Annotated in this window: 15 protein-coding genes; 13 read left to right on the top strand and 2 right to left on the bottom strand. The window is 30.5% G+C overall.

Annotated elements, in window-relative coordinates:
- Positions 1–436: 436 nt before the first annotated feature.
- Positions 437–1,615 (bottom strand): M20 family metallopeptidase, encoded by a 1,179-nt coding sequence (locus AOB58_RS07350; RefSeq protein WP_064783201.1) that lies wholly within the window; start codon positions 1,613–1,615, stop codon positions 437–439.
- Positions 1,616–1,805: 190 nt separating this feature from the next.
- Here AOB58_RS07350 and AOB58_RS07345 point away from each other — a divergent pair, with 190 nt between their 5' ends.
- Positions 1,806–2,996 carry a glycine C-acetyltransferase gene (locus AOB58_RS07345; protein ID WP_064783200.1) on the top strand — a complete coding sequence of 397 codons (1,191 nt, stop codon included), beginning with the start codon at positions 1,806–1,808 and terminating at the stop codon, positions 2,994–2,996.
- Positions 2,997–3,215: 219 nt separating this feature from the next.
- Here AOB58_RS07345 and AOB58_RS07340 read toward each other — a convergent pair whose 3' ends face one another.
- Positions 3,216–3,659 (bottom strand): hypothetical protein, encoded by a 444-nt coding sequence (locus tag AOB58_RS07340; protein WP_064783199.1) that lies wholly within the window; start codon positions 3,657–3,659, stop codon positions 3,216–3,218.
- A 421-nt stretch (positions 3,660–4,080) separates the two neighbouring features.
- Here AOB58_RS07340 and AOB58_RS07335 point away from each other — a divergent pair, with 421 nt between their 5' ends.
- From AOB58_RS07335 to AOB58_RS07280, 12 genes are all read left to right on the top strand, one after another.
- Complete coding sequence (locus tag AOB58_RS07335) at positions 4,081–6,951, top strand: bifunctional glycosyltransferase/CDP-glycerol:glycerophosphate glycerophosphotransferase (RefSeq protein ID WP_064783198.1); 2,871 nt, start codon at positions 4,081–4,083, stop codon at positions 6,949–6,951.
- Positions 6,952–7,046: 95 nt separating this feature from the next.
- Entirely contained in the window at positions 7,047–7,619 is a 573-nt protein-coding gene (locus AOB58_RS07330; RefSeq protein WP_064783197.1) for a GNAT family N-acetyltransferase, read from the top strand.
- Between the two features lie 25 nt (positions 7,620–7,644).
- On the top strand, positions 7,645–8,151 hold the full coding sequence (locus AOB58_RS07325) for a GNAT family N-acetyltransferase (protein ID WP_056935259.1): 507 nt from the start codon (positions 7,645–7,647) through the stop codon (positions 8,149–8,151).
- Positions 8,152–8,374: 223 nt separating this feature from the next.
- Positions 8,375–9,040, top strand: coding sequence for a YveK family protein (locus tag AOB58_RS07320; RefSeq protein WP_064783196.1), 666 nt, complete (start codon positions 8,375–8,377; stop codon positions 9,038–9,040).
- A gap of 116 nt (positions 9,041–9,156) precedes the next feature.
- Positions 9,157–9,747, top strand: a complete 591-nt coding sequence (locus tag AOB58_RS07315) for a polysaccharide biosynthesis tyrosine autokinase (protein WP_082920407.1) — start codon at positions 9,157–9,159, stop codon at positions 9,745–9,747.
- A 2-nt stretch (positions 9,748–9,749) separates the two neighbouring features.
- Positions 9,750–10,517, top strand: a complete 768-nt coding sequence (locus AOB58_RS07310) for a tyrosine-protein phosphatase (protein ID WP_064783194.1) — start codon at positions 9,750–9,752, stop codon at positions 10,515–10,517.
- A 55-nt stretch (positions 10,518–10,572) separates the two neighbouring features.
- Positions 10,573–12,351 carry a polysaccharide biosynthesis protein gene (locus AOB58_RS07305; protein WP_064783590.1) on the top strand — a complete coding sequence of 593 codons (1,779 nt, stop codon included), beginning with the start codon at positions 10,573–10,575 and terminating at the stop codon, positions 12,349–12,351.
- A gap of 1 nt (position 12,352) precedes the next feature.
- On the top strand, positions 12,353–13,732 hold the full coding sequence (locus AOB58_RS07300) for a hypothetical protein (protein WP_064783193.1): 1,380 nt from the start codon (positions 12,353–12,355) through the stop codon (positions 13,730–13,732).
- Positions 13,729–15,102 (top strand): O-unit flippase-like protein, encoded by a 1,374-nt coding sequence (gene wzx, locus AOB58_RS07295; RefSeq protein WP_064783192.1) that lies wholly within the window; start codon positions 13,729–13,731, stop codon positions 15,100–15,102. The genes AOB58_RS07300 and wzx overlap by 4 nt, the downstream gene beginning before the upstream one ends.
- The gene (locus AOB58_RS07290; protein WP_081358290.1) at positions 15,077–15,499 is read left to right on the top strand and encodes a serine O-acetyltransferase; all 423 of its coding nucleotides are present in this window, start codon (positions 15,077–15,079) and stop codon (positions 15,497–15,499) included. The genes wzx and AOB58_RS07290 overlap by 26 nt, the downstream gene beginning before the upstream one ends.
- Positions 15,499–16,689, top strand: coding sequence for a glycosyltransferase (locus tag AOB58_RS07285; protein WP_064783191.1), 1,191 nt, complete (start codon positions 15,499–15,501; stop codon positions 16,687–16,689). The genes AOB58_RS07290 and AOB58_RS07285 overlap by 1 nt, the downstream gene beginning before the upstream one ends.
- Entirely contained in the window at positions 16,686–17,564 is an 879-nt protein-coding gene (locus AOB58_RS07280; RefSeq protein WP_064783190.1) for a glycosyltransferase family 2 protein, read from the top strand. The genes AOB58_RS07285 and AOB58_RS07280 overlap by 4 nt, the downstream gene beginning before the upstream one ends.
- The last annotated feature ends 1 nt before the right edge of the window (position 17,565 follow it).

Below are 17,565 nucleotides of genomic sequence, written 5' to 3'. Positions count from 1 at the left end.
CTATTGTAAACCATAGAAACCTGAAATGGATTAGGGCTTCTTAATATAATTTTCTTTAGCACTTTTTTATCATTATTTACGCGGACATCGCCCTAGCTTGTTGTCTCCATATTGTAGTCTTCCCGCAGGTATCAGCGAAAATAACTGCCGTTTTAAGCAAATAGTATAATTGAATTAACGAAAATAAAAATAATAATGAAAACAAACAAGCACAATGTCAAAACGACATTGTGCTTGTTTGTATAAGTAATAATAGAACGCCTGAGCTGTTGTAGTAGATCACATATGCTGAAGCATATGCGTAAGACTTACTAATCCAAATGAATTGGAAAGTAAGTCTTTATGCATAAAAACCACTAACGTAATAAAATTACGAAGTGGGAGAGGAACGCCTGCGTTGACACGCATGCATAAGCGCCACTAACTCATTTCATTCCTAAGTGGCGCTAACAATCACATTTTCGAGTTCTAGAATTTTGAGGAATTGACTAACGGTGTATTTCATTGCTTTTTCATCAATATTGAAGTTTGGACTGTGATGTGGGTGTGTTGTATCTTTTTCTGGATTACCGCATCCTGTTAGGAATAAAGCGCCCGGACGAACTTTTAAGTAATGAGAGAAGTCTTCACCAATCATCATTAATTCTGACTCGTTGAATCTTAAGTTAATATCGTTTGCTGCTTGTTTAACAACTTCATAGCTATTTGGATTGTTATGGACAGGTAGATAGCCCTTAATGTAATCCATTGTGTATGTGATGTCGTTTGCCACAGCAAGACCTTGTAAGAGTTTATCCATTTTAGTCATGACATGAGTTTGAACTTCTGTATCGAATGTACGTACAGTGCCTTTACAAAATGCAGTGTCAGGGATGATATTATCTGCAGATCCTGCTTGGACCATACCAAAACTTATCACTGCCTGTTTGACAGGATCAATCGTTCTTGAAACGATTTTTTGTGCACTCATAATAAATTCAGCCATGATTACTACAGGATCAATGGTTTCGTGTGGTTTGGCACCATGTCCGCCTTTACCTTGAATTGTAATATTGAATTCATCCGGTGAAGCCATCATTGCACCAGCACGAGAATAAATCGTACCTGTAGGATAACCGCTCCATAAATGGTTAGCGTATATTTTGTCTACGTCTTGTAAACAACCATCGTCTACCATTTCTTGAGAGCCACCTGGCATTACTTCTTCGCCATATTGGAAGATGAGTACCACGTTACCATTTAAAAATTGTAGATGATGCTCTATAATTTCCGCCACGCCTAATAAAGTTGCGGTGTGACCATCATGACCACATGCGTGCATGGCACCTGGATTTTTAGATTTGTAATCTACTTCTGTAAGTTCTTCTATAGGTAGTGCATCGAAGTCTGCACGTAATGCTACTGTTGGCCCATCGCCACGACCTTTAAAAGTCGCCACGATACCATTGCGACCTACGGGTGTACGTATTTCACATGACAATTGACTCAATTGATTTTGAATATAATCATGAGTATGGTATTCTTCGAACGATAATTCGGGATATTGATGTAAGTAACGACGTACTTGTATCATTTTACTTTCTTTTTCTTGCGCTAGTTGAAACCAATCAAACAACTTCAACCCTTCTTCCTTAGTCATTTTTATCCAGTATACCATTTAAAATAACTTAACTGTACCACCAATTATTAACGCACAAATTCAATTGTAGAAAACGCTTTCTTTTTAATCATTATTCTACTTCCATGTATTTTAAAAATAGGTTATGATTAACTTAAACACAAAGACAATCCAAAGGGGACTTGCAGTGGTACAATCACTACATGGCTTTTTAGATGAAAATATTCAGTATTTAAAGGATAACGGTTTATACAATGAAATCGATACAATTGAAGGTGCGAATGGGCCTGAAATTAATATCAAGGGAAAGAATTACGTTAACTTATCTTCGAACAATTATTTAGGACTAGCAACAGATGAAGATTTAAAGCAAGCTGCGAAAGATGCAATTGATACACATGGTGTTGGTGCGGGTGCAGTACGTTCGATTAATGGGACATTAGATTTACATGATGAATTAGAAGCAAAATTAGCTGAATTTAAAGGGACAGAAGCAGCAGTAGCGTATCAATCAGGTTTCAACTGTAATATGGCAGCAATTTCTGCTGTTATGAATAAACATGATGCGATACTTTCAGATGAATTAAATCACGCATCTATTATAGATGGCTGTCGTTTATCTAAAGCGAAAATTATTCGTGTAAACCACTCAGATATGGAAGACTTACGCGCAAAAGCAAAAGCAGCAGTGGAGTCAGGTCAATATAATAAAGTTATGTACATTACTGATGGTGTATTCAGCATGGACGGTGATGTTGCGAAATTGCCAGAAATCGTTGAAATCGCTGAAGAATTTGGCTTAATTACTTATGTTGATGACGCACATGGTTCAGGCGTGATGGGTAAAGGTGCAGGCACAGTAAAACATTTTGGCTTGCAAGACAAGATTGATTTCCAAATGGGTACGTTATCAAAAGCGATTGGTGTTGTAGGTGGTTATGTAGCTGGAACACAATCATTAATTGATTGGTTAAAAGTACAATCAAGACCATTTTTATTCTCTACATCATTAGCGCCTGGAGATACGAAAGCAATCACTGAATCAGTGAAAAAATTAATGGCATCTACAGAGTTACACGATAAACTTTGGGATAATGGTAATTATTTAAAAGCTGGATTAAAAGATCTAGGATTTAATATTGGTAACTCAGAAACACCAATCACACCTGTTATTATTGGGGATGAAAAGGAAACACAAGCGTTCAGTAGTCGTTTGAAAGACGAAGGCATCTATGTGAAGTCAATTGTCTTCCCAACAGTTCCTAAAGGCACAGGACGTGTGCGTAACATGCCAACAGCTGCGCATACGAAAGAAATGTTAGACCAAGCACTAGCTGCTTATGAAAAAGTAGGCAAAGAACTAGGAACAATTAAATAGTAATGATTTAAACTTGAGTCTGACACATCAACACGTGTTTCAGACTCAACCATTATGGGAGTTGGAAGATGAAATCAAATTTTGATTTCTTTTTCACTCCCGTTTTTTTATGACCAGAAAAGGGAAGAAATAGTAAATAACTAAAATAGCCATGCTACTTTTTAGTAACATGGCTATCAAACATAATTATGTGAAAATGAGCAGGGTTTTCACTGTTGTTTAAAGTCCTGCTTTAGACTTTAAACGTTTACGTGTTTGTTTATTTTGGATAAATGGAATTGTGAACCATAAGATATGAAGCATACTTGCTAATATAACAAGTACAATTGGAATAAATATTTCAACTATACTAATATCTACAACGAATGATGCCAGAATAAACGCAGTGATAGACGGTACTGCACAAATAATCACTACTGTTAACAGTACAAATTGTAATACTTGTGTTGCGATAGGGCTATATATATCTAGTATGACAATAGCCACATAAAATAGAGTGATAAAGGCAAGTAGTACAATAATCCAACCGAGCGCCAAACCAGTATCAGATTCAATAAAATTTTGATAGGGCGCTAAGATTGGTAGAATGAATAAAATTATTACTGATAACCATGCCAGTACACCAAACAACAAAAATAATTTTTTAGATCTATTATGAGTCATAGTAACAACCTCCTTAAGATACCAAACCCATGTCATCTTATAGTTAAGAGATGTGTTTTTACTAGAGGTAATTCTAAATGGCTAAGTACAATATAATTCATCCAATGCTTTCACTTATTCATATACCCATAAAATAGTATTTTTACACTATGGATTGATGATTTTTCTAATAACAAGAAAGTACTTTTAAATATTAATTTTTAAGAATCACTCTCAATATAATTAATAAAACTATACTTTTAGCATTAAGGAGTCGATTTTTAGACAAAAATATTAATAAATTTATATTTACCTCCACACATATTTTTCTTAATATAATTGTAATATATTGTATTAGACTGTGCTCTGTTTAATGATGAATTGTTAAAGTGGAATTATCAAACATTGGAGCTATTGTCGAATTTTCAGGAGCGGCTAAAATATGAAGAAATTAGTGGTTTATGGTAGTTTTTCATCAACGAAGGAAGTTGATGCAATCGTAATACATTGTAGAGATGAATATAAAAAAATTATTATAGCTTATCATATAAAATCTATGATACAAGCTGATATTGAAAACAGTCATGGTATTGACCTCGTACTAAAATATAAAAATTTAAGTGACTTGGCTATATTTGAAACTGAAGATTTTCAAATTATAAGCTTAAATGAACTTTTATATGAAAGATATGATTTTAAAATGAGTATTGTAATACCTGTATATAATACAGAGCAATACATTGAAGAAACATTAGAAAGTATCATTAAACAAAATATGAATTTAGAGGATATACAGATTATTCTTGTGAATGATAGATCGACGGATAATTCAGAGGCTATATTAACTAAATATAGAAATAGGTATCCTAATAATATTTATTATATAAGTAAACAAAATGAAGGGGTTTCTATCGCTAGAAATACAGGTTTAAAGTATGTAAGAGGTAAATATGTAAACTTTCTTGATTCGGATGACAAATGGGGACTTACAACTTTAAAGCATGTATATAATTATTTTGAGATGAATCCTACGCTTAAAGTTATTTCTACAAGGTTAAGGTTTTTTGACAATATTGTTGGAGAACATCCCTTGAATTTTAAATATGAAAATAAAGTAAATAAAGTCGTAGATTTAAAACAAGATTATGATCATATTCAAATGAATGTTGCTTCTGTATTTTTTAGAACGTCAGCTATTAAAGATGTAACTTTTGATACTTCATTAAAATATGGTGAAGATGCTAAATTTGTTTACAATGTCATTAAACAAACTTTTAAAATTGGTTTAATGAGCTACACGCAAGGTTGTTATTGGTATAGGAAAAGAAGAGACGAATCATCAGCTATAGATAAAGCATTATCTAACCCAACGTTTTATAGTCCAACCATCGAAAAATTTCATAATTACTTAATCAATGACAACCGTGACAATAATATTCCTAAGTACGTACAAATGATGATTTTATATGATTTACAATATAGATTAAGTTATCAAAATATTACGCTTTCAACCCTGAACAGTAAACAACTAGAAAAATATACAAACCAAATCATTCAGTTACTTAAACGAATGGATGACGACGTAATCTCTAATGCGCATCTAAAGCAAATTAATGCTGTGTATCAAATCGCTATTTTATCAGTGAAATATGAAGGGACAAATTTAAATATAAAGCATGAAAACGGAGAATATAAAATATATTCAAACCAGATTTTCATTAAAAATGTGAGTGATATGTATTTAAAGACAGAATATCTTTATGAAAAAAATAAACTATTAAAGTGCGGATATAGTCTACCAAATATTAATATGAATATTGATGTTATTCCACTAGCAATCATTAATAAAGAAGAAATCGTTCGACCTGTTCAAGAATCGATAATAACATCACAAAAATTTTTGAATAAAAACATCAGTTATAATAAATTTTACAGATTTGATATAAGTTTAAATGACGACATTAAGCAGATAGAATTAAAATATCTTGTGAATCATAGCAGCTTAGAAAAGATTAACCAAGTCAGTAAAACAAGGCATACGAATTTTAGTAATACGAGGATTCCATTTAAACAATATGCTAATAGAATGTTAAGAATTGAAGATAATAAGAAGATTCTCAATATCAAAAAGAAGCGTTTTATTATATGGAAAAATATACTTGGCTTACTAAAAAATAAAAAAACGAGAAAGTCAGCTATATATAAAATCATAGGCACTATTAATAAAAAAAGAAGCAATGACAAAGTATGGTTATTCGTCGATAGATTAGATAAGGCAGGTGATAACGCAGAAGCATTATTTGATTTTGTGGTAAAAAACAAACCTGACGTTAAAGCATATTTTCTTATTTATCCTTCTAGCCCAGACTTTGTAAAGTTACGTGAAAAATATGGAGATAAGATTGTTGCATTTAATAGTAAAAGACACCATATACTCATGTTTAAAACAAACAAATTTTTTACATCACACTCAGAAGCATATCTGTTTAATCCGTTTGGTGGCATCAATGGGAAATTTATCAGAGAGCTTTTAGACTTTGAATTCATATTTTTACAACATGGTGTCATTCAGAATGACTTATCTACGTTATTACATAAACGGAACAAACCAATAGATTATTTTATTACAAGTGCTGAAGCAGAGAAAAGAGAAATTATAGAAAAATACGGTTTTAGTGAACAAGAAGTGATACTTTCAGGATTATCTAGGTTCGATTTATTAAGTCACAATAAAAAAAGCACTGAGCAAGTGATAACCGTCATGCCTACTTGGAGACCTCATCTACTTGAAGTAAGTGATAAACAATTCGTAGAAAGTCATTTTTATAAATCCATTTATGCATTTTTAACTCATCCTAAGATTCAACAAATAGCCAAACATAAAAACAATAAAATTAATTTGTGCTTACATCCGAGAATGCAAGACCGATTTTCGAAATTTTTTAAGCATATTACATATATCAACATCCCTAATCACTTTAGTTATAAAGATATCATTAGCAATACTAACTTATTAATAACTGATGTATCGTCTATCGCATTTGATATTGCTTATTTAAGAAAACCAATCATTTATTATCAATTTGATATTGATGAAATTTATACATATTCAGTGTATACTCCAGGCTATTTCAACTATGTACAAAATGGATTTGGCCCTGTAACTTATGATGTAACTTCATTAGTAAAAGAAGTCGTTAAAGTTAGAAAAAATAACTTCAAAATGAGCAAGTTTTACTTAAGAAGAAGTGCGATGTTTTTCAAATATCATGATCAAAATAATAGACAACGAACTATAGAGCTAATATCGTAACAAGCACTAAGGTATAAAGCGTAGTGAAAGATACGCTTTCATGGTGAAAAATGTTATAGTTTAGATAATAGATAGCGGTATGAAGGGGATTTTAGATGACAAAAAATTTAGGGTTGCATTTTACTACACAACGCCTTATCATTAGACCGTTGGAAGAAAATGATTACGAAACATGGTTGCGTGGTTTTGTAAACCGCAAGCCGTCTCAATTTAAATATGATAAAGGTCAAGTAGACATGTCAGAATCGACTGAACCGTGGTTTGCAGCACTTATAGTAAGGCAACAACAAGCTATTGAAGCAGATGATTTATATATCTTTGGGATTTTTGATAAAGAGATGAATCATTTAGGCATGCTTGATATTAAGAACTTGAGCCGCGACAATTTTCAGTGGGCTGAAATTGGTTATTTTATTCACAATCAGTATTGGAATCAAGGCTTTGCTTATGAAGCAGTAACAGAATTAGTTAAGCAAGCACGAGATACACTGCATTTTCACAGACTTGAAGCACATATCAATATAGATAATGTGCCCTCAATTGGTTTGATTGAAAAAGTAGGCTTTCAATTTGAATGTGTACGCAAAGGTTTCATATTTGAGAATGGCGAATGGACAGATCATTATGTGTACTATTTAAATACACACAACGAAATCATAGATGAGTAATAACTTAGAAGGAAGGAGTGTCAACATGGTTGAATTTAGAGAATTAACAATGGGTGACGAAGCATTATATTGTGATTATATGAGAGAATGGATTGATCATGATGAAAAGGTAGTACCCGAGATTACAAATATTACAAAATATAGTAATTTTGAAGAAATAGTTCACGAATTAGCAGATAACAAGTCACACGATCAAACTGTAGATAATACGACATTGTTTTTAATAGATGATGATGAAATCATCGGTGCTGCCAATATTCGTCATAACTTAAACGATAGACTGAAAAAAGTCGGCGGCCATGTTGGCTACGGCATTCGCAAAAAATACCGTGGCAAAGGTTTTGGCAACAAGTTGTTGAAGAAATCTTTAGACTACTTATCAAGAATTGGTGTTCAAGAAGCTTTAATTACTTGTGATCAAGATAATGAAGTTTCCGTAGCAGTAATTAAGCATAACGGTGGCGAAGAAATCGAACCATCCACGTTGGATGATGGTACAGTCATACGCCGTTTCCAGATTGAGATAGCATAATAATAGAATAAGATTTAGAGAGAAGAGGACGTAATTTATTACGTTCTCTTTTTTGTATGGTAATAATATTGAAATTTTATATATCTTGACAAATTAAAATGTTGTGTAATATTTTCTAGTTGTAAATTATAAGTTAAGTTTATTTTACAATTATTAAAAGATGTTGTAATTTACGCTTTTTATTTTTATAATGGTATAGATTATTGAAATTTAGGAGGATTACATGGAAAACTCGATAGATTTATTAAAAGTTTGGAAAATTATTAAAAATAACTTGAAGTTTTTGTTAATTTTACCAATATTAGGATTGATTATTGGACTTTTGTTTTCATTAGTTTTAGTACAACCAAAATATCAAGCATCTACTCAAGTGCTAGTGAACCAAAATGAAAGTGATTCGGCAGCAAGACCACAAGAAGTACAGAGTAACATTCAATTAGTAAATACATATGCTGAAATTGCAACTAGTCCTCGTATGCTAGATGAAGTTTCGAAAGAATTAGATAATGCATATTCGGCAAAAGAACTATCAAGTATGATTAGTGCTGCAAATGAAACAGAATCCCAAATACTAAATATTGCGGTGGAAAGTCCAAATAAGAATGATTCGGAAAAAATTGCAAACGTTTTCGCTAATGTTTTTAGTGATGAAACACCGAAAATAATGAATATTGATAATGTCTCAATTTTATCCGAAGCTGATGGGACATCAACTCAAACAGAACCGAAAATAATTGTGAACGCTCTTTTAGGCTTAATTTTAGGCTTGGTTTTAGCAAGTATTATTATTATATTAAAAGAAATTTTCGATACTCGAATAAAAACTGAACATGATGTAGAAGAAGAACTAAATATACCAGTAATAGGTACAATACAAAAATTTAAATAAGGAGGATTTATATTGGCTAAAAAAAATAAAAAAATAAGGTAATATCACCTTTGTATGTTCATGATAATCCGAAATCAACTATCAGTGAGAAATTCAGAGGAATTCGTTCTAATATTATGTTTTCAAATGCAAATAGTGAAATTAAATCTTTGCTAATTACATCTGAAAAACCATCTTCTGGTAAAAGTACAGTAACTGCTAATATTGCAACTACATATGCACAAGCAGGATATAAAACTTTAATCATAGATGGAGACATGAGAAAACCAACTCAGCAATATATTTTTGATTTAACAAATTTTAATGGACTTTCAAATTTCATTATTGGTAAAGCGCTATCTAAAGATGCAATAAAAGAAACACATATTGAAAATTTAAGTGTTTTAACTTCAGGTCCAGTACCACCAAATCCATCAGAATTAATTACCTCTGAAAAATTCACGGAATTATTTAATAAATTAAGTGAAGAATTTGATTGTATTTTAATTGATACACCTCCTGTAACGACAGTAACGGACGCACAATTATATGCACAAAATGTTAGAGATTGCATACTAATTATTGACATTACAGCGAATGATAAGAGTGAAGTGAAAAAAGCAAAAGAATTACTAGAGAAATCTGGAGGAAAAGTAATAGGCGCAGTGCTTAATAAAGCAACCATAGATAAAGGGTCTAATTATTACTATTATTATGGAGATGAATAACAATGATAGATTTGCATAATCATTTATTAATAGACGTTGATGATGGACCTCAAACCAATCAAGATGCAATTGAATTGGTTAAACAAGCAAAAGAAGAAGGTGTTAGTGAAATAGTTGTTACACCTCATCATTTGCACACGAGATACAATAATCCAATACAAAAAGTAAAAGAAAAGATACAAGAACTACAAGCGATAGTTGAATTTCAAGAATCTAATGTCAGGTTATACCATGGACAAGAAATAAGGATTACTGATCAAATGGTTCAAGATATAAAAAATGGAGATATTGTCGGTATTAACGATTCTAGATATTTATTAATAGAATTACCAACGAACGAAGTTCCACATTACACAAAAAATTTGTTTTATGAACTACAAACAATGGGGTATACACCAATCATTGCTCACCCCGAAAGAAATAAAGCGATTAGTCAAAATTTAGATTTACTGCATGATTTAATAAATGGAGGAGCGTTAAGTCAATTAACATCTTCATCACTAAGTGGGAATTTTGGGAAAAATACAAAAAAGGTATCGATACAAATGATAGAAAATAACTTAACACATTTTATTGCCTCAGATGCACATAATCATATTAATAGACCATTTTTAATGAAGTCATTAATTAATGATAAAAAGTTGAAGAACTTTCAAAATGAAATAAATACGCTTATGGGAAATGCAAAATCAGTTATTCAAGATGGGAAAATCTCCAAACAAATACCGACACAAAATTATAATCAAAAAAAATGGTTTGGATTATTATAGAAAAATGAATGAGGGATGATAAGTGACGAAGTTTTCTTCAAAATCAAGATTATTAATGTTGATTATAATAGATTCACTAATAGTAACGTTTTCAGTGTTTTTGGGATATTATATTTTAGAACCATATTTTGCAAATTATACTTTCAATTTATTAGTTTTATCATCAATTGTATTATTACTTTCACATCATATTTTTGCTTGGTTTTTCAACTTATACCATCGAGCTTGGGAATATGCAAGTGTTAATGAGTTAATGTTAGTTGTTAAAGCGGTAACTAGCTCTATAATAGCAACAATAATAATAGTTTCATTAATCACTTGGAGTAATCCATTCTTTCGTTTGTATTTCATTACATGGATGATGCACTTAATTTTAATTGGTGGTTCCCGTTTGTTTTGGAGAGTTTATAGAAAATATATAGTAGGAAAATCAATTAAAAAGAAACCTACTTTAATAGTTGGTGCAGGCCAAGGTGGCTCTTTACTAATTCGACAAATGCTAAGAAGTCCTAATATGAACTTAGAGCCAGTGTTAGCAGTTGATGACGATGATAATAAACAAAAAATTGCGATATCAGAAGGTGTTAAAGTTCAGGGGTATATAAAAGATGTCCCAGAATTAGTCAATAAATTTGAAATAAAGAAAATTATAATTGCAATACCAACTTTAAATGCAAAAAGACTTAAGGAAATAAATTATATTTGTGGTATTGAAGGAATAGAACTGTTTAAAATGCCAAATATTGAAGATGTGCTTTCGGGAGATTTGGAAGTAAATCAACTTAACAAAGTTGATGTTGAAGATTTATTAGGAAGAGAGCCAGTTGAACTTGATATGGCGATGATATCTAATGAATTATCACACAAGACTATATTGGTCACTGGGGCGGGTGGATCAATTGGTTCAGAAATTTGTCGACAAGTTTGTAAGTTTGAACCTAAGAGACTAATTTTATTAGGTCATGGAGAAAACAGTATTTATTTAATAAATCAAGAATTATCAAACTTATATAAAGGGAAAATAGAAATTGTTCCAATTATTGCAGATGTTCAAAATGAAATGAGAATGCAAGAAGTTCTGGAAATATATCAACCTTATGTTGTATATCATGCTGCAGCACATAAACATGTACCTTTAATGGAGTATAATCCGTTAGAAGCAATAAGAAATAACATTTTAGGTACTAGAAACACAGCTCAAGCTGCAATCAAGGCGAAAGTGAATAAATTTGTGATGGTTTCTACTGATAAAGCAGTAAATCCTCCAAATGTGATGGGTTCTACAAAACGAGTAGCTGAAATGATTATCCAAAATTTGAACAGCAACGATTCAGAAACAGATCTTGTAGCAGTAAGGTTTGGTAATGTTTTGGGCTCAAGAGGATCAGTTATACCTTTGTTTAAAAAACAAATAGAAGGTGGAGGTCCTGTAACTGTAACTCATCCAGAGATGACACGTTATTTTATGACAATACCAGAAGCTTCAAGATTAGTGCTTCAAGCTGGTGCATTAGCTAACGGGGGCGAAATATTTGTATTAGATATGGGTGAACCAGTAAAAATTGTTGATCTAGCCAAAAACTTAATTAGATTAAGTGGCAAGAAAGAAGAAGATATAGGTATTGAGTTTACTGGTATGAGACCTGGTGAGAAGTTATTTGAAGAATTATTAAATGAAAATGAGGTTCATTCTGAACAAGTATACAAAAAAATATATCGCGGAAAAGCAACCAAAGTTTCTAGCGAAGAATTAAGAAATATCATTGAAGAATTGTTAACTAATAAAGATAAATCTAAAGAAAAATTAATACAATTTGCTAATAGGAAGTTTTAATATGACATTTTTTTATAGAATTACAGTAGTTGCTTTATCTATCATAAGTATTATTTCAATTTTGATAAGTAAAGCACAAATCCCACAAAACTTAATAGCTTTACCTCTTTTATTTATATGTTTATTTTTGTTACTTCCTATGTTCAGTAAATTTATGTTTACAAACATTGGTATAACTATAGTTAATGTAACTATGCTAATAAGATATGTGATTTCCCCGTTTTTGATGTCAATATATGGTGTAAATTTAAATACTGGGATGTCAACATCAATAGTAACCCAAGGTAGAGCAGTGAATTTAATGTTATTTGAAATGGCTGCGGTAATTATTACATTCTGCATATTTCATAAGCGCTTTTATTCATATACTGATAACTTTAAAAGCATAGAATCAAAACCTAACTTATTCGGTTGGATTTTTGTTGCTTTCAGTATTTTAATATTATTATTTAATCCAGAAATTTTAGGAAGGTATACATTTATATGGACTGCTTCAGAACTTAAAAGTAAGAATGTAGTTGAATCTGTTTCAGTATTTTTCTTATTTATACAACTTGCACAAATTGTATTTACAATAGGACTTATAAATTGGATTTATAAATTTTACGAAAAAAGAAAAAGTATTGTATTTTTAATACTTTCTTTTATAGTAGTTGGTATTTCTTCATCTTTTATTACGGGAACAAGTAGGTTTAGTGTAATCCTCCCTCTAGCTACAGGGCTTTTTACAATTTTTATTTTGTATAAAAATTATAGAAAGATAATTATGATGGTTTCGGTAATTATGACTTTAGCATTAATATTTGTATCAACCTTACTAAAACAGAATACAATTGCATCTAATGGTCCTGGAGCATTAGATGCTTCAGGCAGTATGTTTGAAAGCTTAAATAGTGATTTACAGTTGTATTTTTCTGGTGTTGCAAATGTTACTCATGCCATTAATACAAGTCATGTTTACTCTCCATTTCAATTTGATGCAATAGTATCAGAGTTGTTTAGATCTGTTGTTTTCTTGAATTCATTATTTGGTGACCATCAAAGCGCACTAAGTGATTTTAATGGGACATTTTATAATAGAAGTTTAGTATCAGATCAAATTTTGCCTATGATAGGCCAAGGATTTTTATATTTTGGACCTTACTTGGCTCCTTTATTTTCAGTAATTAGTATTTTAATTGTTATGTTACTAGATAAGAAAATTTTTAATGGTGACTCCGTATTCAAAGTATATATTATGGCGTATTTATGCATTAAATTTGCTTTGTTTTATATGGCTAATGCAACAATTCAAATATCATTCTTTACTAACTTCTTTGTAATCTTATTGGTTATAAGCTATTTAAATAAAAAGTTAATATTAAAGAGGGGTAAGAAATGAATATTGGAAAAAAGGACGTGGCATGGAGCTATTTTAGCTTAGCGATGGTTCAAGGTGTAAATATATTATTGCTACCAGTTATACTTAATTACTTGAATTCTTCAGAATTAGGTTTGTGGTACACTTTTACATCACTTTATGGTTTGGCGATGTTGATTGATTTTGGTTTTCAAACAGTTATATCTAGAAATATTAGTTATTTATGGTCAGGAGCAAAAAGTGTTAAAAGTGAAGGTTTTGACGCAAGTGAAATTAAACCCTCAGGTATACACTTGGATTATTTTATAAAAGTGTTATCTACAGTTAAATTTATTTATTATGTGATGGGACTTATAATATTTCTATTATTTATCAGTTTAGGGACACTTTATTTGCTTGAAATCACCAATGGAGAAATTGACGTGCAGACAGCTCTAATAGCTTGGGCGTTCTATATGTTGTCAATAGTACTAAATATTTCATTTTCATTTTGGAATGCAATATTAAAAGGTATTGGGGCAATAAAAACGTATAACCAAATTCTTGTCGTTACAAAAGTTGTTCAACTCGTAATGTCAGTGCTATTTTTAGTGTGGGGATATGGATTGATAGGTGTATCTCTTGCTTATTTATTATCAGTAATTGTGAATAGAGTATTACAATCAGTTTGTTATTACAAATATTCAGCTGAGACTCAACAAACTCGAAGTAAAATCAGGTTCAGTTATGATAAAGAAATATTTACAGCTTTAATTCCGAATACAATAAAAACAGGAATACTGTCTTTAGCTAATTATTTAATAGTTAACTTTCCTATAATACTGTGTTCATATTTTTTATCCTTAAAAATCTCGGGACAATTTGGTTTGATAAATCAAATTATAACTTTAATACTAACGTTATCTAATTCGTATTTTAATACATATTTATCGAAATTTAACTATCTAAGAATAAAAAATCAATATGATGAATTAATAAAGTTATTCACAAAATCAATGATAACTAATTATATATTTAATATTGTGGCGTTCGCACTCTTCTTACTATTAGGAAATTTTATTTTAGACATCATAGGTGCTGACTATAAACTATTAACGCTAGCGCCAATGCTAATTATAATTATTTATAGATTTTTATATAATAACCAAATTTTATTCACTACATTTTTAACTACTAAAAATAAAATACCTCACTATAGACAGTTTATTATATCAGCAATATTAACAGTAGTAGTTCAAATTATAGCGTTACAAGTTTTCGAAAGTAGTTTATTGATTTTAATATTGCCACTTCTAGTTATACAGTTAGTACACAACAACTGGTACTGGGTTCTATATGTTATTAAAGATATAAGGAGTGATAAGCATGATAAAGAAATCATTAATGAATAAATCTATTACTATAATGACTAAACTTTATGCTAAGAATATTCCAGTTATACCAAGACTGATGCAACAGATTAATAGGTTAGTATTTGCATGCGATATTCCACGAAGTGTAAAAATTGGGGCAAATACTATATTTGCCCATAGTGGATTAGGATGTGTTATACATTCTAGTGCTATTATTGGTGAAAACTGTAAAATACAACAAAACGTAACTATTGGTGGACGAGGTAAACATGGCACACCAATTATAGGTGATAATGTGTTCATCGGTGCTGGATCAACTATCATTGGAAATGTAAAAATTGGAGATAATGTGACAATAGGTGCTATGACTTTAGTATTGAAAGACGTGGACGAGGGGACGACTGTAGTTGGCATACCAGCCAAAGGAGTGGAATGATGAAATTACTATTTGTAGTAAATAATTTTAATTTTGGTGGGCCGCAAAAAAGTTTAGTGAATTTACTTTATGAACTTGAAGAACAAGATGTAGAAGTAGATTTAATGATTATGAATCAACAAGATAAACTTAGTGAATATTTACCACGTTATGTAAATGTTATACCATTGCCTGATAAATACTCGTTATTAATGCTAGATAAAAATAACTTGCTATCAAAAATGCTTAAAAATTTAAAAAAACCAATATTAAATATAAAAGTTTTATTATTTATAATAAAAAGTCAGTTGAAATTACACGATAATACGAAAAGCAAACAAAAATTTTGGTTGAAAAATAAATGGAAATCGAATGAATTTTCCGGACATTATGATTATGCAATTGGTGTATCTGGAGGACATTCTATTTATTTTATTAAAGACTATATTAAAGCTGAAAATAAAATTGGGTGGATTAGAACCGATTATAAAGTTTTAAAAAGAGATAATGATTTAGATCAGAAATATTTTGAGTATATGAATGGTATGTTAGCAGTATCTAATATGACCGCGAATAGTTTTAATGAGTTATTTGGAATTCAGCCATTTGTATTTTATAATAGTTTGCCAATTAAGTTATATGAAAATATAGAAGAAGATAAGTTTAACTATAATCCAAATGCTACAAACTTGTGTACTATTTGTCGATTGGACGAAGGTAAAGGATTAGATTTGCTGATTGACGCCGCTAAATGTCTGAAAGAGGATGAACTAAATATAAAATGGTACGTAGTAGGTACTGGAAAGCTTGAAAATTGGTTACATGAAGAAATTCACAAAAATGATTTAAGTCAAATAGTAATACCTCTTGGCTTTAAATTTAATACTGGTAGTATTTTGAAAAAAATGGATGTGTTAATACATCCTTCTCGCTTTGAAGGCAAATCAAATACTATTGATGAAGCGCTTTTTTATCAAAAACCAGTTATTGCAACTAATTTTGAAACAGTCTATGAACAAATAGAAGATGGTCAAAATGGCTTTATTGTAAATATGAACGGTAAAGAAATAGCAGAATCAATCAAAAATTTATATGAAAATAAAACACTCTATTTCGAAATCAAAAATAATCTTGAGAATAGTCAAAATTCACAACTAAACAAAGGTGAAGAGTTCCTAAAATTGATTCATAAAATTGGAGATGAAAAATGAGTAGTTTAACTATATTTACGCCTACATATAATAGGGCGCATACATTATCTAGACTTTTTCAGTCATTAATCAATCAAACAAGTCATGATTTTGAATGGCTAATTGTTGATGATGGATCAACGGACGATACAGAACAATTAGTTTCAACTTTTAAAACAAATAAATTCAGAATACGATATATTAAACAAGCGAATCAAGGAAAGCATGTGGCGACTAATCTAGGATTAAAAAGTGCTGAAGGTGAATTATTTACTTGCTTAGATAGTGATGATTGGTTCCATACTGAAGCAGTCGAATATTTTCTTAGAAAATTCAAAAATAATTCAAAAATGAATGCATTGATTACTTTAGATATGTTTGAAAATGGAATTGTTGTAGGTGAAAGGTTGCCAGAAACAGCGACAGTAAATTGGGTTGATTTAAGGTATAAACATGCAGTTAAAGGAGACAAATGTTACGTTTTTAGAACTTCAATAGTTCGGCACATGACGTTTCCACAACACGGTAATTCTCAGCATATGCCACCATCATATCAACTATTTGATTTTAGTAAAATTTATGTGTGTCATTTAGCAAATGTAAGAACTAAATATGTTGAATATTTAGAAGATGGAATTAGTAGTAAAGTAAAAGTAAATTATTTTAAATCTGCTGAAAATTATTGTGAATATAGAAAATTCGCACATAGTCAATTACCAAATATTTCTGAGAAACTTAAAAACATTTTATTATATGATATTTCTTGGATTGACACTAAATTGAATCCTGATTTTAAATTTAAGAACAAGATATCTTTACTAGCTTCATTACTTTGTTTGCCACTTTCAGCAATGCTTTACGTATATTATAAAATCCATTTTCGAAAGAAGGTATAGT

The sequence above is a fragment of the Staphylococcus sp. AntiMn-1 genome (assembly GCF_001663395.1).
Lineage (GTDB): Bacteria > Bacillota > Bacilli > Staphylococcales > Staphylococcaceae > Staphylococcus > Staphylococcus equorum.
This window is presented reverse-complemented; position numbering and strand designations above follow the sequence as displayed.